Annotated in this window: 22 protein-coding genes and 1 pseudogene; 12 read left to right on the top strand and 11 right to left on the bottom strand. The window is 59.1% G+C overall.

The features are described from left to right. Positions 1 to 76 precede the first annotated feature (76 nt). Positions 77 to 358: a GNAT family N-acetyltransferase gene (locus BLV20_RS09300; protein ID WP_007931380.1), complete on the top strand. Its 282-nt coding sequence runs from the start codon at positions 77 to 79 to the stop codon at positions 356 to 358. 63 nt (positions 359 to 421) lie between these two features. Here BLV20_RS09300 and BLV20_RS09295 read toward each other — a convergent pair whose 3' ends face one another. Together BLV20_RS09295 and BLV20_RS09290 are read right to left on the bottom strand one after the other, a co-directional pair. Next, positions 422 to 1498: a 3-deoxy-7-phosphoheptulonate synthase gene (locus BLV20_RS09295; protein WP_092300111.1), complete on the bottom strand. Its 1077-nt coding sequence runs from the start codon at positions 1496 to 1498 to the stop codon at positions 422 to 424. A 131-nt stretch (positions 1499 to 1629) separates the two neighbouring features. Then, on the bottom strand, positions 1630 to 2073 hold the full coding sequence (locus tag BLV20_RS09290; RefSeq protein WP_092300108.1) for a PilZ domain-containing protein: 444 nt from the start codon (positions 2071 to 2073) through the stop codon (positions 1630 to 1632). Between BLV20_RS09290 and BLV20_RS09285 the strand changes: the two genes are divergently transcribed. The 5 genes from BLV20_RS09285 to cysB all read left to right on the top strand — a co-directional run bounded on the left by BLV20_RS09285 (position 2072) and on the right by cysB (position 6023). Beyond that, positions 2072 to 2458: a YbbN family protein gene (locus tag BLV20_RS09285; protein ID WP_092300105.1), complete on the top strand. Its 387-nt coding sequence runs from the start codon at positions 2072 to 2074 to the stop codon at positions 2456 to 2458. The two genes, BLV20_RS09290 and BLV20_RS09285, sit on opposite strands and share 2 nt — an antisense overlap. Further along, the gene (locus BLV20_RS09280; RefSeq protein ID WP_092300101.1) at positions 2458 to 3414 is read left to right on the top strand and encodes a putative 2-dehydropantoate 2-reductase; all 957 of its coding nucleotides are present in this window, start codon (positions 2458 to 2460) and stop codon (positions 3412 to 3414) included. The genes BLV20_RS09285 and BLV20_RS09280 overlap by 1 nt, the downstream gene beginning before the upstream one ends. 22 nt (positions 3415 to 3436) lie before the next feature. Continuing rightward, positions 3437 to 4342 (top strand): 5'-nucleotidase, encoded by a 906-nt coding sequence (locus BLV20_RS09275; RefSeq protein ID WP_016704334.1) that lies wholly within the window; start codon positions 3437 to 3439, stop codon positions 4340 to 4342. Between the two features lie 93 nt (positions 4343 to 4435). After that, positions 4436 to 4936, top strand: coding sequence for a universal stress protein (locus tag BLV20_RS09270; protein ID WP_092300098.1), 501 nt, complete (start codon positions 4436 to 4438; stop codon positions 4934 to 4936). Between the two features lie 112 nt (positions 4937 to 5048). After that, a complete protein-coding gene (cysB, locus tag BLV20_RS09265) occupies positions 5049 to 6023 on the top strand; it encodes an HTH-type transcriptional regulator CysB (RefSeq protein WP_007931387.1) in 975 nt (324 codons plus the stop codon). Between the two features lie 13 nt (positions 6024 to 6036). Here the strand turns inward: cysB and BLV20_RS09260 are convergent, their stop codons facing one another. Further along, a complete protein-coding gene (locus BLV20_RS09260) occupies positions 6037 to 6519 on the bottom strand; it encodes a GreA/GreB family elongation factor (RefSeq protein ID WP_092300095.1) in 483 nt (160 codons plus the stop codon). 2 nt (positions 6520 to 6521) lie between these two features. Continuing rightward, on the bottom strand, positions 6522 to 6917 hold the full coding sequence (locus BLV20_RS09255) for a hypothetical protein (RefSeq protein WP_092300092.1): 396 nt from the start codon (positions 6915 to 6917) through the stop codon (positions 6522 to 6524). Positions 6918 to 7039: 122 nt separating this feature from the next. On the opposite strand from BLV20_RS09255, the gene earP reads away from it, so the two are divergent. From earP to BLV20_RS09240, 3 genes and pseudogenes are all read left to right on the top strand, one after another. Further along, complete coding sequence (gene earP / locus BLV20_RS09250) at positions 7040 to 8179, top strand: elongation factor P maturation arginine rhamnosyltransferase EarP (RefSeq protein WP_092300089.1); 1140 nt, start codon at positions 7040 to 7042, stop codon at positions 8177 to 8179. Positions 8180 to 8270: 91 nt separating this feature from the next. After that, positions 8271 to 8387 (top strand): transposase, encoded by a 117-nt coding sequence (locus BLV20_RS09245; protein ID WP_371914304.1) that lies wholly within the window; start codon positions 8271 to 8273, stop codon positions 8385 to 8387. Positions 8388 to 8574: 187 nt separating this feature from the next. Next, positions 8575 to 8778: pseudogene (locus BLV20_RS09240) on the top strand (integrase core domain-containing protein); the annotation flags it as partial. Positions 8779 to 9418: 640 nt separating this feature from the next. Here the strand turns inward: BLV20_RS09240 and BLV20_RS09230 are convergent. Then, on the bottom strand, positions 9419 to 9799 hold the full coding sequence (locus BLV20_RS09230) for a hypothetical protein (protein WP_092300086.1): 381 nt from the start codon (positions 9797 to 9799) through the stop codon (positions 9419 to 9421). Positions 9800 to 9815: 16 nt separating this feature from the next. Continuing rightward, on the bottom strand, positions 9816 to 10940 hold the full coding sequence (locus BLV20_RS09225; protein WP_092300083.1) for a polymorphic toxin type 44 domain-containing protein: 1125 nt from the start codon (positions 10938 to 10940) through the stop codon (positions 9816 to 9818). Between the two features lie 413 nt (positions 10941 to 11353). Between BLV20_RS09225 and BLV20_RS09220 the strand changes: the two genes are divergently transcribed. Continuing rightward, complete coding sequence (locus tag BLV20_RS09220) at positions 11354 to 11926, top strand: elongation factor P (protein ID WP_023966275.1); 573 nt, start codon at positions 11354 to 11356, stop codon at positions 11924 to 11926. Between the two features lie 84 nt (positions 11927 to 12010). On the opposite strand, the gene BLV20_RS09215 is transcribed toward BLV20_RS09220, so the two are convergent. From BLV20_RS09215 to BLV20_RS09200, 4 genes are all read right to left on the bottom strand, one after another. Then, entirely contained in the window at positions 12011 to 13024 is a 1014-nt protein-coding gene (locus BLV20_RS09215; protein WP_092300080.1) for an alpha/beta hydrolase, read from the bottom strand. A 41-nt stretch (positions 13025 to 13065) separates the two neighbouring features. Beyond that, positions 13066 to 13485, bottom strand: coding sequence for an organic hydroperoxide resistance protein (locus tag BLV20_RS09210; protein WP_092300077.1), 420 nt, complete (start codon positions 13483 to 13485; stop codon positions 13066 to 13068). Between the two features lie 276 nt (positions 13486 to 13761). Further along, positions 13762 to 14223, bottom strand: a complete 462-nt coding sequence (locus BLV20_RS09205) for a MarR family winged helix-turn-helix transcriptional regulator (protein WP_092300074.1) — start codon at positions 14221 to 14223, stop codon at positions 13762 to 13764. A gap of 77 nt (positions 14224 to 14300) precedes the next feature. After that, positions 14301 to 15251 (bottom strand): LysR family transcriptional regulator, encoded by a 951-nt coding sequence (locus tag BLV20_RS09200; protein WP_092300071.1) that lies wholly within the window; start codon positions 15249 to 15251, stop codon positions 14301 to 14303. A 107-nt stretch (positions 15252 to 15358) separates the two neighbouring features. Here BLV20_RS09200 and BLV20_RS09195 point away from each other — a divergent pair, with 107 nt between their 5' ends. After that, complete coding sequence (locus BLV20_RS09195) at positions 15359 to 16108, top strand: sulfite exporter TauE/SafE family protein (protein ID WP_092300068.1); 750 nt, start codon at positions 15359 to 15361, stop codon at positions 16106 to 16108. Here BLV20_RS09195 and BLV20_RS09190 read toward each other — a convergent pair. After that, the gene (locus BLV20_RS09190; RefSeq protein WP_175540176.1) at positions 16098 to 16952 is read right to left on the bottom strand and encodes a LysR substrate-binding domain-containing protein; all 855 of its coding nucleotides are present in this window, start codon (positions 16950 to 16952) and stop codon (positions 16098 to 16100) included. The genes BLV20_RS09195 and BLV20_RS09190 overlap by 11 nt on opposite strands. Positions 16953 to 17049: 97 nt before the next feature. On the opposite strand from BLV20_RS09190, the gene BLV20_RS09185 reads away from it, so the two are divergent. After that, positions 17050 to 17271: a DUF1127 domain-containing protein gene (locus BLV20_RS09185; RefSeq protein WP_092301024.1), complete on the top strand. Its 222-nt coding sequence runs from the start codon at positions 17050 to 17052 to the stop codon at positions 17269 to 17271. Positions 17272 to 17330: the final 59 nt, after the last annotated feature.

Below are 17330 nucleotides of genomic sequence, written 5' to 3'. Positions count from 1 at the left end.
TGGCGTAGAGTTGTTCCTTCGCCGGAAAAACATCGGTAAGGTAGGGGTCAGAATCCAAGACCCGCGAGGAGTAGTGATGAGCGAGGCGTTGTCCATCCACCATGACCAGGCTGGTCATCAGTTCGAGACCAATGTGGACGGTCATCGTGCCTACCTGACCTATATGGACCTGGGTAAGCAGACCCTGGATATTTATCGGACGTTCGTGCCTAACGCGTTGCGTGGCCGTGGTATCGCTGCGGCACTGACCGAGCAGGCGTTGGAATATGCTGACCGTATGGGCTACACGGTAATTCCGTCGTGCTCATATGTGGAGCGCTATATGGAGCGCCATCAGCGTCACGCCGCGAAGCTCTGAGCGGGGACGTCCCCAAAAAAAACGCCGGGCTTGGCCCGGCGTTTTTGTGTCTGCGATACGGGATCAGTTACGAACCCGTTTCGGCAGGACGTCCTTGAGCTTGGCGTGCATGCTGCGCAAGGTTTTCTCGGTGCTTTCCCAATCGATGCAGGCATCGGTGATCGACACGCCATATTGCAGTTCGGCCAGGTCCTTGGGAATTGCCTGGCAGCCCCAGTTCAGGTGGCTTTCAACCATCAGGCCAATGATCGACTGGTTGCCTTCGACAATCTGGTTGGCCACGTTCTCCATTACCAGCGGCTGCAAGGCCGGGTCCTTGTTGGAGTTGGCGTGGCTGCAGTCGACCATGATGTTCGGCTTGATCTTCGCCTTGTTCAGCGCCTGTTCGCAGAGGGCGACGCTGACAGAATCATAGTTCGGCTTGCCATTGCCACCGCGCAGAACCACGTGACCGTAGGCATTGCCCTTGGTGGTAACAATGGATACGCCGCCTTCCTGGTTGATGCCGAGGAAGCGGTGAGGGCTGGAAACCGATTGCAGGGCGTTGATGGCAACGGTCAGACCGCCATCGGTGCCGTTCTTGAAACCGACCGCCGAAGACAGGCCCGAGGCCATTTCGCGGTGGGTCTGGGATTCGGTGGTGCGCGCGCCAATCGCCGACCAGCTGATCAAGTCCTGCAAGTACTGCGGGGAGATCGGATCCAGCGCTTCAGTGGCAGTCGGCAGGCCCATTTCGGCCAGGTCCAGCAGCAGTTGGCGACCGATATGCAGACCGTCCTGGATCTTGAACGAGTCGTCCAGGTAGGGGTCGTTGATCAAGCCTTTCCAGCCAACGGTGGTCCGCGGTTTTTCGAAGTACACACGCATCACCAGGTAAAGGGTGTCGGAGACTTCGGCGGCCAGGACTTTCAGGCGTTCGGCATATTCGTGGGCAGCCTTGATGTCGTGGATCGAGCAAGGGCCGATGACGACGAACAGGCGGTGGTCGGTGCCATCGAGAATATTGCGGATCACTTCGCGACCTTTGGTCACGGTGCGCAAGGCGACATCGCTCAGAGGAATGTCACGCTTGAGCTGATCGGGAGTGATCAGGGTTTCGTTGGAGGCGACGTTAAGGTCGTTGATCGGTAAATCAGCCATCGTGTTACTCGTCAGGTCACGGGTGCCGGCCGCCAGCGATCCCCGCGCGGCGGTGCACAGCGGATTTAAGCGCGTCGGGGAGCCGAACCTTAGCGCGTTACACCGGGGGTCGACAATGGGCAGAGGCGGGTTTAATCCAGCGCTGGCCGCATAAAAGCCTGATGAACCCGGTCGTGGGAGAACTCGGCGGCGTGCTGTTCGACCCATTGCTGGGCCAGGGCCTCGATCTGTCGCTGTTCGGCTTGAGGTTCATGCAGGTGGCAGTAATGCGTAATCTGGCAGACCTGCTCGCTCATCCGCGCACGGAACAGGGTTTGTTCGTCAACGAAGGCGATGCCCACCAGATAACCGCGCTTGCGTCGCAGGCACCAGGCCACATAACCGTTGTAGCGGGCGTTTTCCCCCAGAGTGGGCATGCTTACTTGCAGTGCGGTGCCATGGCGCCAGGCGCGGTGATAATTGCAAGCCATGCCGCCCAGGCTGATAGTGTGCAACCGTTGACGCGAAATGCAGGCGTGCTTGCGTAAGGTCAGCTCAACCGGAACATCGTCAGGATGAGGAATGAAACGTCCCATGAACGCGGACTCCGAGTGTCGGCTATGTGACATTGTTTCCCCCAGTATAGTGGTCGAATTGGAGCTGACTGATTTCGATATCGATCAGCAATTGTTGGCGATGAGCGGTGTCTCGCTGGTGATATTTACCAGCGCGGGTTGCGCCAGCTGTCGTTGGGCCCGGCAGCAGCTGCCCGGGTTCGATCTGCCGATCGAGCGGTTGTGCTGGATCGACGCGGGGAACAATGGCGGAGCGGTCGAGCGTTATCAGGTGTTTCACCTGCCGGCATTGTTTGTGGTGCGCGACGGTGAATTTTATGGGGCCTTACAGTCGCGCCTGATACCCGGCGAGCTCAGCGAGCGCCTGGTGCACGCGTTGAATCGAATTCCAGAGGAGTTGCCTTGATGGAAGCAGTCCACACGCCGCGAATCGGCATTATCGGTACCGGAGCGATCGGTGGTTTCTATGGGATGCTGCTGGCGCGAGCCGGCCTGGATGTGCATTTCCTGTTGCGCAGCGAATTCGCCGCGGTCACTGAGCGCGGTTTGCAATTGCATAGCGCTGTGCATGGCGGGCTGACCCTGAACCCGGTCCAGGCTTACGCGAATGCTGAAGACATGCCGCCCTGCGATTGGCTGCTGGTGGGGGCCAAGACCACCAGCAACGCCGAGTTGGCTCCGGCCATCCTTGCCGCGGCAGCTCCCGGCGCCAAGGTGCTGTTGCTGCAGAATGGCCTGGATGTGGAAGACGGTTTGCGCGACCTGCTTCCCGACGCGCTGCATCTATTGGGCGGCCTGTGTTTTATCTGCGTGCACCGTGCCGGGCCGGGGGTGATCGAGCATCAGGCGCTGGGCGCGGTGAACCTGGGTTATCACAGCGGCCCGGCAACACAAGACGAGTCGCAGCGCCAGGCGATAGTTGAAGAGGGCGCCGATCTGTTCCGCAAGGCTGGGATCGGTTCCCAGGCCATGGCCAATCTGCAACAGGCACGCTGGCAGAAACTGGTGTGGAATGTGCCGTATAACGGCTTGTCGGTGTTGCTCAAGGCCAGCACCACGCCGCTGATGGCCGATGCCGACAGTCGCGAGTTGATTCAGGCCTTGATGCGTGAAGTGGTGCAGGGCGCCCAGGCCTGTGGCCATAGCATGCCGGACGGCTATGCTGAGCACTTGTTCAAGGTGACCGAGAACATGCCGGACTATTGGCCGAGCATGTACCACGACTACCAGCACAAGCGTGCGCTGGAACTATCGGCCATCTACGCTGCGCCATTGGCAGCGGCCAAGGCGGCGGGATGCGAACTGCCGAAAATGCAGGCCTTGTATCAGGCGTTGAGTTTTATCGACCGGCATAACGGTTGATCGCAGTATTGGGGGAGGCGAAATGGCAAAGGGCTTGGGCGGTAAATTGGTGGTGGCGATCTCGTCGCGGGCCCTGTTCGATCTCAGTGAAAGCCATAAGGTCTATCTGGCCGAAGGGGTCGAGGCCTACCGCAAGTATCAGATCGATCACGAGGAGGAGTCGCTCGAACCGGGCGATGCGTTCCCCCTGGTGAAAAAGCTCCTGAGCCTCAATGCCAGCCTCGGCCGTGCACGGGTCGAGGTGGTGCTGGTATCGCGTAACAGCGCCGATACGGGCCTGCGGGTTTTCAATTCGATCCAGCATTACGGCCTGGATATTTCCCGGGCCGCTTTTGTCGGTGGGCGAAGCCCTTATCCCTATCTCGCGGCTTTTGGTTGCGACCTGTTTCTTTCCACCCATGCCGAGGATGTGCGCAGTGCGCTGGACGCCGGGTTTGCCGCGGCGACCATTCTTTCCGGTGGCGCTCGGCGTGCCGCCAGCGCCGAACTGCGGATTGCCTTCGACGGCGACGCGGTGCTGTTTTCCGATGAGTCGGAGCGGGTCTATCAGCTCGGGGGCCTGGAAGCCTTTCAGGCCAAGGAGCGCGAGTCCGCCCGTGAGCCGTTGCGTGGGGGGCCGTTCAAAGGCTTCCTCGCCGCGCTCAATTTATTGCAGCGCGAGTTTCCCGACGACGATTGTCCGATCCGCACTGCCCTGGTAACTGCACGTTCGGCACCGGCCCATGAGCGGGTGATCCGCACCCTGCGCGAATGGGATATCCGCCTGGACGAATCGTTGTTCCTGGGTGGCCTGGAGAAGGCAGCGTTTCTCGAAGCCTTCGCTGCCGATGTGTTCTTCGACGATCAGGCGGGCCATTGCGAGCTGGCTCGCGAAGTGGTCGCCACCGGCCATGTGCCTCATGGCATCAGCAATGAAACCAAGGTTTGACTCAATGGCCACGGGCTTGCGCCGGACGCCGTAGTCGCCTTGGCACTGCTAAGCTGAATCAATCTCCGCCATATTGGCAGTCGAGGAGGTCATATGATTCGTTCGATGCTGTATGCCACTGACCTCGGTCTGTATGCGCCCTATGTGATGCAACATGCCTTGGAATTGGCTCGGACATTCAATGCCGACTTGCACGTGGTTCATGCGGTAGAACCCATGGGGCTGTTTGCCGAATCGGTGTTGCAAAGCTATCTCGACGAGCAGGCCTTGAATGAGTTTCACAGCCAGGGCCTGAGCACGGTGATGGCGAATATCGAACAACGAGTGCTCGACAGCTTTCGTGAAGAGCTGGGGGAGGGCATGCAGGATCTCGCGTTGATTCAATCGGTCAGGGTTTTCCAGGGGGACCCTTCGCAAGTCATTCTCGAACAGGCGTCGAAACTCTCTGTGGATTTATTGATCGTAGGAAGTCACAGCCATGGGACGGGCGGTGAAACTCCATTGGGCAGGACGGCCGCGCGGGTACTGCAACTGGCCAAGGTTCCGGTTTATCTAGTGCCTTTGGTGCAGCGTCGGCGGCTCGGAGATATCTGACGCGGCTATTGGAATTTTCTGAAGAAAAGTTCTAGATTAATTCTTCGAACCATTAATATAGTTATATACCGTCGCTGATGCCCGTGGCGTCTATCTGCTTTGAGGGATTCATATGAAGCTTCAACAATTGCGCTACATCTGGGAAGTGGCGCACCACGACCTCAACGTTTCGGCTACAGCCCAAAGCCTTTATACCTCGCAACCGGGCATCAGCAAGCAGATCCGCCTGCTCGAGGACGAGCTGGGCGTCGAGGTATTCGCTCGCAGCGGCAAGCATCTGACCCGTGTCACCCCGGCTGGTGAACGCATCATCACCACCGCTGGCGAGATTCTGCGCAAGGTCGAGAGCATCAAGCAGATCGCCCAGGAATTCTCCAACGAGAAGAAAGGCACCCTCTCGATCGCCACCACCCACACCCAGGCCCGTTATGCACTGCCGCCGGTGATCAGCAGCTTCATCAAGCAATACCCGGACGTGGCATTGCACATGCATCAGGGCTCGCCGATGCAGATTGCCGAAATGGCCGCCGACGGTACCGTTGACTTCGCCATCGCCACCGAGGCGCTGGAGCTGTTTGGCGACCTGGTAATGATGCCGTGCTACCGCTGGAACCGTTGTGTGGTGGTACCGCAGGGCCACCCGCTGACCAAGCTGCCGAAGCTGACCCTGGAAACCCTCGCCGAATACCCGATCGTGACTTACGTGTTCGGTTTCACCGGCCGCTCCAAGCTCGACGAAGCGTTCAGCCATCGCGGCCTGACGCCAAAGGTAGTGTTCACCGCCGCCGACGCCGACGTGATCAAGACTTACGTGCGCCTGGGTCTGGGGGTGGGGATCGTCGCCAAGATGGCAGTCGATACCAAGCTCGACAGCGACCTGGTGGTGCTGGATGCCAGCGAGCTGTTCGAATCGAGCATCACCAAAATCGGTTTCCGCCGCGGTACTTTCCTGCGTGGCTTCATGTGCGACTTCATCGAAAAGTTCGCCCCGCACCTGACGCGCGAAGTGATGGCCAAGGCCATTCAGTGCCACAACAAGCAGGAACTTGAAGAGCTGTTCGACGGCGTCGAACTGCCTGTCCACTAAGTCGTAGCCGGGATCACTTGACCTCGGTGACAGCGAATTGTTGCCGAGCGCCCGCCACGACGATCTCCAGCTCATCCCCCTCGAACTTGCCCAGCAGGCTTTTGCCCAGCGGTGAACGAGGGGTGATGACGGTCACCGGTTGCCCCACCACCTCGACTTTCAGTCCTGCCCCATCCGGCGCCAGGAACAGCCATTGTTCGTGGCCGTTTTCATCTTCAAGACCCAGCAGTGCGCCGACCTGGATACCGGCCTGTTCATCGTACGGGCGCAGGGGCATGTTTTGGCAGAGCGCCAAGGCTTGCCTGATTTCCTCGACACGCCTGGCCTGGCCGGCGGCGAGATAGGATGCCTCGAGCCCCAGGGTGTCGTATTTGTTTTCAGCGATGTTCTCTTCGTGGGTTGCCGCTTCATAGGCGGTTTGCGCCGCGCGCTGGGCGATATCCAGATCGCTGCGGAGCTTGTCGAGAATCAGCTGGTGGACGGTGTGTTTATTCATGATCAATCGCAGAATTGCAGGACATTGGCCCGGCTCTTTTCGCTCGGCGCGGTCTGGTCCTGTTGCAGCCAGAATTGGCATTTCGGGTTGGACTGGTTGCGCAGGTTGCTGCGCGCATTATCCAGCGCCTGTTGCTGTTCGTTTTTACGCAGGTTTTCCTGGTACTGCTCGAACATGCGGCTGGATGCCGCCGATTCCGCGCTGGGTGGTTGCGCCAGTTGGCGCATGGCCTGGGAGACGGGCGCCAACTGCTGGTCGAACAGAAAGCGCCAGGCCAGCCAGCAGGTCAGGGCGATCGCGAGAAAACCCAGCCACAATCCCAGGGCAATACTGCCGCTGAGTTGAAGTGCATTTACGCTGATACGTATGGGGCGACGGGGTGTTGCACGATTGGGCATGGCGGCCTCCTGGCAGGCGGTGTCGGCAAGCCGCGATTGTCGCACGAAGATTATCGGCGTTTGCTCTTCTGTCCGTGGCGATTTATGCGGACAATCGGCGCCTTTGCCAAATGGAGCCCGGAATGAAAGCCTCCTGGGATATTTTCTGCAGTGTCGTCGACAACTATGGCGATATCGGCGTGACCTGGCGGCTGGCCCGACAATTGGTGGCCGAGCATCAGTGCGCGGTGCGCCTGTGGGTGGATGACCTGCGCGCTTTCGAGCGTTTGTGCCCGCCGATCGATGTCGCCTTGGCTCAGCAATGGCAGGAAGGCGTCGACGTGCGGCAATGGCCGGTCGAGTGGACGCCTGTGGCGGCTGCCGATGTGGTTATCGCGGCCTTTGCCTGTCAGTTGCCGCCGGCTTATATGGAGGCGATGGCCGAGCGTGAGCGCACGCCCCTGTGGCTGAACCTCGATTACCTCAGTGCTGAAGCCTGGGTGACCGGCTGCCATGGTTTGCCTTCGGTGAAGTTCAAGGGCGTGCAGAAATACTTCTTTTTCCCGGGTTTCCAAGCCGGCACCGGTGGCTTGCTGCGCGAGGCCGGACTGTTGGAACGGCGCAAGGCATTTCAGCAGGATCCCCTGGCCCGGCAACGCTTCCTGGAAGGGCTTGGCGTATTTGCCGCACCTGGCGCGCGATTGATGTCGCTGTTCGCCTATGAGAACGCCGGCCTGGCCAGTTGGCTGGAAGCGCTGGCGGGCGATTCGCGGGCTACCCATCTGCTGATTCCCGAAGGACGCATCCTTGGGGACGTGCAACGCTGGCTTAAGGTCGAGGCGTTGGCGGCGGGGGCCGTGCAAGTTCGCGGCGCCCTGACGGTGCAGGTGCTGCCATTCGTCCGACAAGAGCAATATGACCATTTGCTGTGGTCCTGCGATTTCAACGCAGTACGCGGCGAGGACTCGTTCGTGCGTGCGCAGTGGGCCGGTCGGCCGATGCTCTGGCACATTTACCAGCAGGACGAAGACATCCATCTGGACAAGCTCGACGCCTTTCTCGAGCTTTACACCCAGGGGCTGTCGCCAGCGGCCAAGACGGCGCTGATCGATCTGTGGCAAGCCTGGAATGCCGGAGGCGAGATGACGCAAGGCTGGAAAAAACTGCTCGAACACTGGCCGGAAGTAGCCGCTCACGCGCAAAAGTGGTGTCTGGAACAAGGCTCGCAGCCCGATCTTGCTGCGGCGCTGGTGCAGTTTTACCTAAATCAGGGTGGGCACTGAGAGGACTCAATGAACACGGGACGAAACTGTAGTGGTCTAATGAAACCGGACACCCATTTAGGCGAAAATGCTCGCCAGATGGAGGTGTCTGATGACCAAACAACGTCGTTCCTTTTCTGCTGAATTCAAACGCGAGGCCGCAGCCTTCGTGCTCGATCAAGGCTATAGCCATATCGAGGCCTGCCGGTCGCTCGGTGTAGTTGGGTGAACCAACTCCAGCAGGAGCGCAGCGGTGTTACTCCACAGACTAAAGCGCTGACGCCCGGCGTAGTGCTCAAGGTCTGTCTTCCAAAGAAATCCAGCGCTGTTTGAAGCGTTACCTCGTCAGGGAACTCTACCCTTTGATCTTGGCGGATTTAGCTGAATCGGCTCGATCTTGTTGACATAGGAGCGTCAATGCGCCGATGGAGCGCATGTTTCGCAGTTTGAAAACTGAATGGATACCAACCGTGGGCTACATGACGGTTCAAGACGCGCACCGAGACATCAGTCATTACCTGATGCATCGGTACAACTGGATTCGACCGCACCAGTTCAACGATGGGATGGCCCCGGCTCAGGCCGAGAAAAAACTTAACGTCGTGTCCGGGATTAGTTGACCACCACACCTTTGGTCGAAGGCTTTGGGAATGTCGTCTGCGTTCTACTTGGTGGCTGTACTGGGTGACCTTACCCTGCTGATGCTTGGAGTGCTTAAGGATCAGCAGGGTCCGTAGTGCACTTCTTCAAGCGATCCGTATCAGTGCCGCTCCCTGGGCTGGTATCAATATTGCCATTCAGGTCGAGGTAGATATCCGTTCTTCGCCATTTAGGGGTGATATTGACGCAGTGATTACGGCCCGTATCACTCCACCAATAGAACTCCATGAAGAACCCGGCATCTGGAAAAATGTGACCAAAATCAGATGTCGCCTCGCCTGGAAATAGGCCTCCGCGTCCACTCCGATAAATTCGGTGTTCGGTATTCCAGGTCACCGAAAGCTTCTCTTTCCCCTCCTTGGAGTAGTGAACAGTTACCACTGGGGTCGCTACCCTCCAAAACACGACGGGCGACAGCAGTAGCAAAAAGAGAATGCCAAAAATGTACCTGTATTTAATGGGTCTTACATTTGTGGACACGGACACCTTCCCCCCATTCGCCCAGTGGTACTGCAAGAACCTCGTCCATGATCATCTTTGCCGTGATGCCTCCGTTTGGATGTTGTCGATAGAGCTTTATAGTGGCACTGGTAGAGAACTTTAGGAGCGGAAAGGGTCAGGCTCGCCCTCGCATTGTTTCAAGCGAGAAATAACGTCAGGGCCAGTTTTAGCGATGTCGATTCTTCCCTTTTCATCAAGGTAGATATCTGTCGTTCGCCCCCATTTTGGCGTTATGGAGATGCATCTCCGCAGATCCTTGGCAGACCACCAATCGAACATCATGAAGAAATCCTTGTTGGGGAAGATGTGGCCAATATCTGCGGTCGCTTGACCGGGGAGGATGCTCCCTTTGTCAATACGGTGCTGGGTGTTCCAGATATAACGGAACTCCTCCTTGCCATCCTTGGAGTAATTAACAGCTACTCTCGGCAACGTCATATACCAAAATACACATGACGCGAGCAGGAGCAGGAGCAGCATGCGTCCCTTGCTCAGTTTACTTACATATGTGGACAATGGCGCCATCCCCCCAATCCTCTGGGTTAACTGCAAGAACCTTTTCCATGATCATTTGGGCGGTGATGCCCCCGTTAGGGTGTTCAGCAAATAGTTGGGTCCCGATACTAATTGATATTCGGTCCTGGGCGTCATCGTAAGCCCTGGCCCCACTAACACCTTCGGTCGCGTGAGGCCCCCGTCGTTTCTCCCAATCAAGCACTTTTCTGATGGAGTCGGACGCAATCTGCTCAATACCCGCACCGTCAGACAGAACACTTTCCGAAAGACCGCCTGCCCGCCCAACGTAGCCATAGTGGACGTTCGACCAAATGTCATAGTAATAATTGTATTTACCTTGCTTGAAGTAGTAATCACCGAACCTCGCGTAGATCTTCGGCTTGTGGTCCCAATCACGACCCAGGCCTACTCGCTCAGTCCATATGGCCATAGCAGCCGCCCCATTTGCAGCAGCAATGGCTTGAGGGCTGGTTGCACCTGCTTGGGCGTACCACGGCAAGTCCATGTATTTCCGCGTTTCTGCCGCAGTGTCATAGCTGAGTAGCTCTTTCATCTTTATTACGGATGGGTGATGAATATTGCGGTTAATCTCATCGGCAATGTAGCTCGCTACCTCTTCCATCCGGTCAGGGTCGTTACAGACCTTCTCCTCAGGCTTCTCTTCAGGCGCCTTAGAGGCCCCATTGGGATCGACCAAAGCATTCGCAGCGGTGGCCTTCTCGGTCAGCTTCGGATCAGCCAACAAGGTCGCCATCTTTTCATCGTCTACAGAGCCATCTGAGCGAAACACTCCGAGCGCTGCAAAGTTGATGATGGCAGCCCCAGGAGTGCCCCCCATGACAAAGCCACCGAAAGTATCACCCGACCCCGTGATGACCGTCCCACCGTGGCTGGTGGGGCTCCCTAAGTGGGCCATGGGGCGACCATTCAGGATGATCGAGGGAAACCCCGTGGTGATGACCGCGCCACAGCCGCAAGTGTCGCCGACTCGGGCTGCTCCCATGAAGTTGATGTTGATGTCGCCAGAAGCGCAAGCAATTGGGGTCGTGCCATGACCGGGAAGAGGACAGACGTGTTTGTCGCCCAGACGAGCAGAAGAAAGCACTGAACATCATCCTTGCGTGTAAAGGTCCTTTGTAGAGCCTCGCGAGGCTACCAAGTATCGACAGGGGAGGCTGTAGGACGATTCTGGACTTTGCTGGAGCCCTTCATGAGAATCTGGCAGAAGAATCTGAATGACCACCTCAATCCCCGTGTGCGCCCAGGTTCCCCCGTGGGCCCTCGCGCCTGAGCCTTATCGCGGACCTGGGCGCCTCTGGATGAAACGCGACAACCGATCACCAAGGTTTCACCAAGACCACACCAAGCCTTGCCCCAAGGGCGTTACAAGGAACTTTACCGGGCCCAATGATCCCGCAACGATGGCCTTCCAGCTCTTTCATTGCCCAGTTTTATCTAAATTGGATATGATACGCGGCCTAGATTTTTGTAAATCCCATCCAAATTCGGATATTCGCAATGAAAACTGGTAAAGAACTCAAACCCGGTACCGTGATCCGTATCGACAACGATCCTTGGCTGGTTCAGAAAGCTGAATTCACCAAGTCGGGTCGTAACAGCGCGATCATGAAGACCAAGCTGAAGAACCTGCTGACCGGTTACAAGACCGAAACCGTTTACGGTGCGGACGACAAACTGGACGACGTGATCCTGGATCGCAAAGAAGCGACCCTGTCGTTCATCAGCGGCGACACCTACACGTTCATGGACACCACTGACTACACCATGTACGAGCTGAACGCCGAAGACATCGAAGCCGTTCTGCCGTTCATCGAAGAAGGCATGACCGACGTTTGCGAAGCCGTGTTCTTCGAAGACCGTCTGGTTTCCGTTGACCTGCCGACCACCATCGTGCGCCAGGTTGACTACACCGAAGGTTCCGCTCGCGGCGACACTTCGGGCAAGGTGATGAAGCCTGCCAAGCTGAAAAACGGTACCGAGCTGAGCGTTGCAGATTTCGTGGAAATCGGCGACTGGATCGAGATCGACACTCGCGACGGCGGTTCTTACAAAGGCCGCGCCAAGGTTTAAGCACTGCTTGAATCCTTAGCCACAAAAAAGCCCGACCATCGAGTCGGGCTTTTTTGTGGCCGAAGATCCTAAGGATGCTGCGGCTTACTTCAGATGCTGCTTGAGCTCTTCGGAAGCTTGCAGCAGCGCTGAGCGCACCGCGGGCACCTGGCTGACCACATTGAGCAGGCCGTAGTCGTGAATCATCCCGTTGTAGCGCACCGAGGTCACGGTCACGCCGGCTTCGTCTAGCTTGCGCGCATAGGCTTCGCCTTCGTCGCGCAGTACATCGGCGCCAGCGGTCTGGATCAGCGCGGGCGGCAGGTCCTTGAGCTGGGCGCTGGTGGCGCGCAGCGGCGAGGCGTAGATCTCGTTACGTTGCTGGGCATCGGTGGTGTAGTTGTCCCAGAACCACTTCATCATGTTTTTGCTGAGGAAGTGCCCCTCGGCATATTGGTTGTACGACGCCGTCTCGAAGTTGGCGTCGGTGACCGGCCACAACAGCAACTGGAACTTGATCGCTGGCGTGCCCTTGTCCTTGGCCATCAGGCTGACCACCGCCGCCATGTTGCCGCCGACGCTGTTGCCGGCAACCGCCAGGCGCTTGCCATCGACGTTTATTTCCTGGCCATGCTCGGCCACCCAGCGAGTGGCGGCATAAGCCTGATTGATCGCCACCGGGTAACGCGCTTCCGGAGACGGGGTGTAATTGACGAACACCGCTGCAGCCCCGGAGCCCACCACCAGATCCCGTACCAGGCGCTCGTGGGTCGGGAAGTCTCCCAGCACCCAACCGCCGCCGTGGAAGAACATGAACACCGGCAACGTGCCTTTCACCCCGGCGGGCCTGACGATGGTCAGGCCGATGTCCTGGCCGTCGACGTTGATGGTCTTTTGGCTGACATCCGCCTTGGGCAGTGTCAGCTTGACCCCGGCCTGGGCACCGACCAGCACGGCCCGGGCCTCTTTCGCGGTCATTTGTTCCATCGGCTTGCCGCCGCCGGCGTTCAAGGCGTCGAGGAACGCCTGGGTGTTGTGTTCGACCCCGCCTTCGGCAAAAGCCGTATTGATGGAGAGGGCGAGAAGGCTACCGGTCAAGACTTTGTTCAACGTGTGCATGTTCATCTCCTGGGCGGTGCGGGCGTGGGTGCGCAGCTGGGTTAGACAGTCACGTGCAGACGTACGTCGACGTTGCTGCGGGTGGCGTTGGAGTAAGGGCAGACCTGGTGAGCCGCTTCGACCAGCGATTGCGCGTCGCTCTGTTCAAGGCCTGGCAGGCTGATGTGCAGGTCGATGTCCAGGCCGAAGCCGCCAGGAATCTGGCCGATCCCGACATGGGCGGTGATCGAGGCGTTATCCGGGATCTTGCGCTTGCTTTGGCCGGCAACGAATTTCAGGGCACCGATGAAGCAGGCGGAGTAGCCCGCGGCGAAAAGTTGTTCAGGGTTGGTCGCCTGGCCGCCGGCGCCGCCGAGTTCCTTGGGGGTGGAGAGCTTGACGTCGAGAATGTTGTCGCTGGAGACGGCGCGACCATCACGGCCACCGGTTGCGGTTGCGACTGCGGTATAGAGAGTTTGCATGGTGTGAGCCTCTTGGGTTTGGTTGTTTGCGCTAAATGTTTGCGCGCCAAGTAAGTGCGAGATAAATGTATCGCTCAAATATTTTGTGCGCAAGATAAATTTTTGAAAAAAATCGAAATCCGTTGGAAAAGAATCTGAGCTGTGAGCTAACCAGTTGATTTTGATGTGGATTTTTTTGAGATATTTTTTCGACACGCTGTCGGCGGCGTCGAAATGGAGGGAGTCGCGAGCAAACGCTTCTGCAGGGGGAAGGCAGGCGTGCTCGCGAGGGCGCCGTTAAAGGCTGTCTTGCAGATGGCCGCGCAGGTTCAGCAGGTCGGCCTGCAGTTTGCGCAATTGCTCCAGGGTCAGGCCGCTGGAGCCGAGGATGCATTGGGGGATGCCTCGCGCTCGGTCATGCAGGGCACGACCTTGCTCGGTCAGTTCGATGATGACCACTCGTTCGTCTTCGCGGCTGCGGGTACGGCTCAACAGGCCCTCGGCCTCCAGGCGCTTGAGCAGGGGCGTCAATGAGCCGGGATCGGTCAGCAGGCGGCTGCTGATCTCGCCGACGGTCAGGCCGTCGTGCTCCCAGAGCACCATCATCGCCAGGTATTGGGGATAAGTCAGGCCCAGCTCATGGAGCAGCGGTTTATAGACTTTGGTCATCAGCAGCGAAGTCGAATGCAGGGCGAAGCACAGCTGGTTATCCAGCAGCAGGTCGTCGCATTTTTCCGGGGTGGAGCGTTGGGTGGTCATGGTCGGGCCTTGATTGATACTCGTCCTGAATCTAGCGGGCGAATCTTTAATGCGCCAGATAATTCTTGCCGGCGTTTTCAGCCCATGGCGCTCTGCAGCGCCAGATCCCAGGGTGGAATCGGGCTGAAACGAGTCTTCAAGTATTCCAGCAACAGGCGGCTGCGGGCGTTGGTGTGCTGTTCCAGGCGCAGGGCGTAGATACCGGCGCTTTCCGGTTTGGGCAGGCCGGTTTCGCAGAACAGCGGCATCAGTTCGCCGCGCAGCAGATGTTCGCTGGCCAGCCAGGTCGGCAAGTGAGCGATACCCAGCCCGGCCAGGGCACCGGACAGCAGCGCCTCGGCATTGTTGGCGCTCAGGCGGATGCGTTGTGGGCGATGGGTTTGCAACTGCCCGTCCAGTTCGAAGCGCCAGGCGAACAGCGGGGCCAGGCCATCCCAGTCCAGGCCATCGTGTTGGCTCAGTTCGGCGGGATGCACCGGTGTGCCGCGACGCTTTAAATAAGCCGGGCTGGCGCAGGCGATGCGCACGATGCTCGCCAGTGAAGTCGCCACCATGCGGGTATCGACCCTTTGTCCGGCGCGCAGCACCAGATCGACCTTGCCCAGGTGCGAGCCCTGCATGTCGACGAAGCTGTCGATCAGGTGCAGCTGCACGTCCAGCCCTGGATAGAGCACCAGGAAATCGGCAATCGCCGGCGCCAGATGACGCCGGCCGAATGCCGCGGGCGCATCGATGCGAATCAGGCCTTCCGGCGCGTGGCTCAGGGACACGGCTTCCGCCCGGGCCAGTTGCAGTTCGGCGACGATCCGTCGGGCGCGCTCGGCGAAGGCCTGGCCTGCCGCCGTGGCCACCACGGCATGGGTGGTACGCATGAACAGCTTGCTGCCGACGGCATTTTCCAGGCTGTCGATGCGCCGGGCTACCGCCGAAGGGGTCAAGGGATGGCGACGCGCGGCGGCGGAAAAACTCCCGGCTTCCAGCACATCGAGGAACAGGCCGAGTTGGTCGGTAAGGGCATTGGGGTTCATGGCGGATTTTTGCTTGTGCGAATTTGGCAAAGCCATTGTGCGTTGCTGTGCGTTTCCGCACCAGGGCCGACTGCGTAGCATGCATGGCCTGAGTGAGGAGAGCGGCTGTGATCGATTTGGCGATGTATGTGTTATTGGGCGCGGCGCTCGGCACGGTGGGCGGCTTGTTTGGAATTGGTGGCGGGCTGATTGCGATTCCGGTGCTGGGCGTGCTGTTCGGCCTGGACCAGCAGATCGCCCAAGGCACGGCATTGGTGATGGTGGTGCCTAACGTGATGCTGGCGTTGTGGCGGTATCACCAGCGCAACCGGATCGAGGCGCGTCACGCCTTGCCGTTGGCCTTGATGGGGTTCTGTTTCGCCTGGCTCGGCTCGATCTGGGCCGTGGGCATCGACGCCCAGGTTATGCGGATCGGCTTCGTCGCGTTCCTGGTGGCGCTGTCCGCCTATAACCTGGTGCGCATGTTCCTGGCCAATGCCCCGGCTTCGGCGCAGATGCGCTACCCCTGGCCATGGCTCGGTGTGTTGGGTGCGGCTTCCGGGGCGATGGGCGGGCTGTTCGGTGTCGGCGGCGCCGTGGTTGCCACGCCGGTGCTGACCAGCGTGTTCGGCACCACCCAGGTAATCGCCCAGGGGCTGTCGCTGGCCCTGGCGCTGCCCAGCACCGGGGTCACGCTGGTGACCTACGGGGTGCATCGGGAGGTGGACTGGATGATCGGCCTGCCGTTGGCGGTGGGTGGGCTGCTGAGCATCAGTTGGGGAGTGAAAATCGCCCACGCGCTGCCCGAGCGAATGCTGCGCGGGCTGTTCTGCGGTTTCCTGGTGGTCTGCGCGGTGATGCTCGCCTTTAAAGTTTGAAGCCTTCGACTATGTGCTCGGCCAGGCATTCGGTGATGGGCGAAGGCGTGTTGAGGTTGCGCACCAGCATGATGCTGGCCTCGGGCAATACCGGCAGGTCTTCGGCGGCGCCGAGGATGCGCATGTCCGAGGTGATCAGGCTTTCCAGTTGCGCGGTGATCGCCAGGCCGGCGCTGACCACGGCCATCAGTGCCGACAGGCTGGAGCTGTTGTAGGCGATGCGATAGTCGCGACCGGCGGCGTCCAGGGCATTGCACGCCCACTGCCTGCAGAAGCAATCGCTGTTGAACATCGCCAGGGGCAGCGGCGTTTGCTCATGCGGGCAGAAGCCCTGGGCCTCGGCCCAGACGAAACGCTCCTTGCGCAATAACTGGCCGATTTCGCTGCCCGGCTCACGGGTGACGATAGACAGGTCCAGATCCTGGCGTAGCAGCAGTTGCCTGGACGACTCGCAATGCACCTCGATCTGGATCAAGGGATAAGCCTGGGCAAAGCGCGACAGGATCCCCGGTAGAAAACGCATCACGTAATCGTCCGGCGTACCGATGCGCACGGTGCCGACCATGTGCGGCTCGCGCAAGGTGTTGAACACTTCGCTGTGCAGTTTCAGGATGCGCCGCGCATAACCCAGCAGCACCTGGCCCTCGGCGGTCAGGCGTACCTGGCGGCCCTCGCGCTGGAACAGCTGGCGTTGCAGCACGTCCTCCTCGAGCCGTTTCATTTGCATGCTCACCGCGGACTGGGTGCGATTGACCAGCTCGCCGGCCTTGGTGAAACCGCCCTGGTCGGCGATGGCAACGAAGGTGCGCAGCACCTCGGTATCAATGCTTGGGTAGCTGGACAATTCATCAAACTCCGAGATGTATTGCATAAGAAACATTCGTTGGATTGATCTTAGCCCTGGGCGGAAACTTGAGCCATCCCACTTGGAGGGCAAGACGATGAAAGGTCAAAAAGGTTTTGTACTGGCTCACCGGTTTACCTGGCACGACGTTTCCTGGCGGCATCTGCTGCAGCGGGTCGTCCGTTGGCATGAGTTGCACCGTGAACGCGCCATGCTCGCCGGCATGAGTGACGAGGCGCTGAAAGACATTGGCCTCAGTCGCGCGGATGTGGAGCGGGAAACTGTGCGGCCGTTCTGGGACGACCCGATGCACAAGTGAACGTCAAAGCGCTACACAAGCGGCTTCTCGCTGAGGTAGCTTGCGGGCAGACAAAGGAG

This window comes from Pseudomonas sp. NFIX28 (assembly GCF_900107395.1).
Classification (GTDB): Bacteria; Pseudomonadota; Gammaproteobacteria; order Pseudomonadales; family Pseudomonadaceae; genus Aquipseudomonas.
The sequence above is the reverse complement of the archived record's forward strand: the minus strand, read 5'-3'. Positions and strand labels throughout refer to the sequence as shown.

Bases quoted from the DNA above. Each gene is read 5' to 3' on its own strand.
- BLV20_RS09245 (WP_371914304.1), top strand. From the start codon at position 8,271: ATGACCAAACAACGTCGTTCCTTTTCTGCTGAATTCAAACGCGAGGCC.
- BLV20_RS09270 (WP_092300098.1), top strand. From the start codon at position 4,436: ATGATTCGTTCGATGCTGTATGCCACTGACCTCGGTCTGTATGCGCCC.
- BLV20_RS09255 (WP_092300092.1), bottom strand. From the start codon at position 6,917: ATGCCCAATCGTGCAACACCCCGTCGCCCCATACGTATCAGCGTAAAT.
- BLV20_RS09285 (WP_092300105.1), top strand. From the start codon at position 2,072: ATGAACGCGGACTCCGAGTGTCGGCTATGTGACATTGTTTCCCCCAGT.
- BLV20_RS09200 (WP_092300071.1), bottom strand. From the start codon at position 15,251: ATGAACCCCAATGCCCTTACCGACCAACTCGGCCTGTTCCTCGATGTG.
- cysB (WP_007931387.1), top strand. From the start codon at position 5,049: ATGAAGCTTCAACAATTGCGCTACATCTGGGAAGTGGCGCACCACGAC.
- BLV20_RS09280 (WP_092300101.1), top strand. From the start codon at position 2,458: ATGGAAGCAGTCCACACGCCGCGAATCGGCATTATCGGTACCGGAGCG.
- BLV20_RS09275 (WP_016704334.1), top strand. From the start codon at position 3,437: ATGGCAAAGGGCTTGGGCGGTAAATTGGTGGTGGCGATCTCGTCGCGG.
- BLV20_RS09295 (WP_092300111.1), bottom strand. From the start codon at position 1,498: ATGGCTGATTTACCGATCAACGACCTTAACGTCGCCTCCAACGAAACC.
- BLV20_RS09230 (WP_092300086.1), bottom strand. From the start codon at position 9,799: ATGCTGCTCCTGCTCCTGCTCGCGTCATGTGTATTTTGGTATATGACG.
- earP (WP_092300089.1), top strand. From the start codon at position 7,040: ATGAAAGCCTCCTGGGATATTTTCTGCAGTGTCGTCGACAACTATGGC.
- BLV20_RS09215 (WP_092300080.1), bottom strand. From the start codon at position 13,024: ATGCACACGTTGAACAAAGTCTTGACCGGTAGCCTTCTCGCCCTCTCC.
- BLV20_RS09290 (WP_092300108.1), bottom strand. From the start codon at position 2,073: ATGGGACGTTTCATTCCTCATCCTGACGATGTTCCGGTTGAGCTGACC.
- BLV20_RS09210 (WP_092300077.1), bottom strand. From the start codon at position 13,485: ATGCAAACTCTCTATACCGCAGTCGCAACCGCAACCGGTGGCCGTGAT.
- BLV20_RS09185 (WP_092301024.1), top strand. From the start codon at position 17,050: ATGAAAGGTCAAAAAGGTTTTGTACTGGCTCACCGGTTTACCTGGCAC.
- BLV20_RS09300 (WP_007931380.1), top strand. From the start codon at position 77: ATGAGCGAGGCGTTGTCCATCCACCATGACCAGGCTGGTCATCAGTTC.
- BLV20_RS09205 (WP_092300074.1), bottom strand. From the start codon at position 14,223: ATGACCACCCAACGCTCCACCCCGGAAAAATGCGACGACCTGCTGCTG.
- BLV20_RS09220 (WP_023966275.1), top strand. From the start codon at position 11,354: ATGAAAACTGGTAAAGAACTCAAACCCGGTACCGTGATCCGTATCGAC.
- BLV20_RS09260 (WP_092300095.1), bottom strand. From the start codon at position 6,519: ATGAATAAACACACCGTCCACCAGCTGATTCTCGACAAGCTCCGCAGC.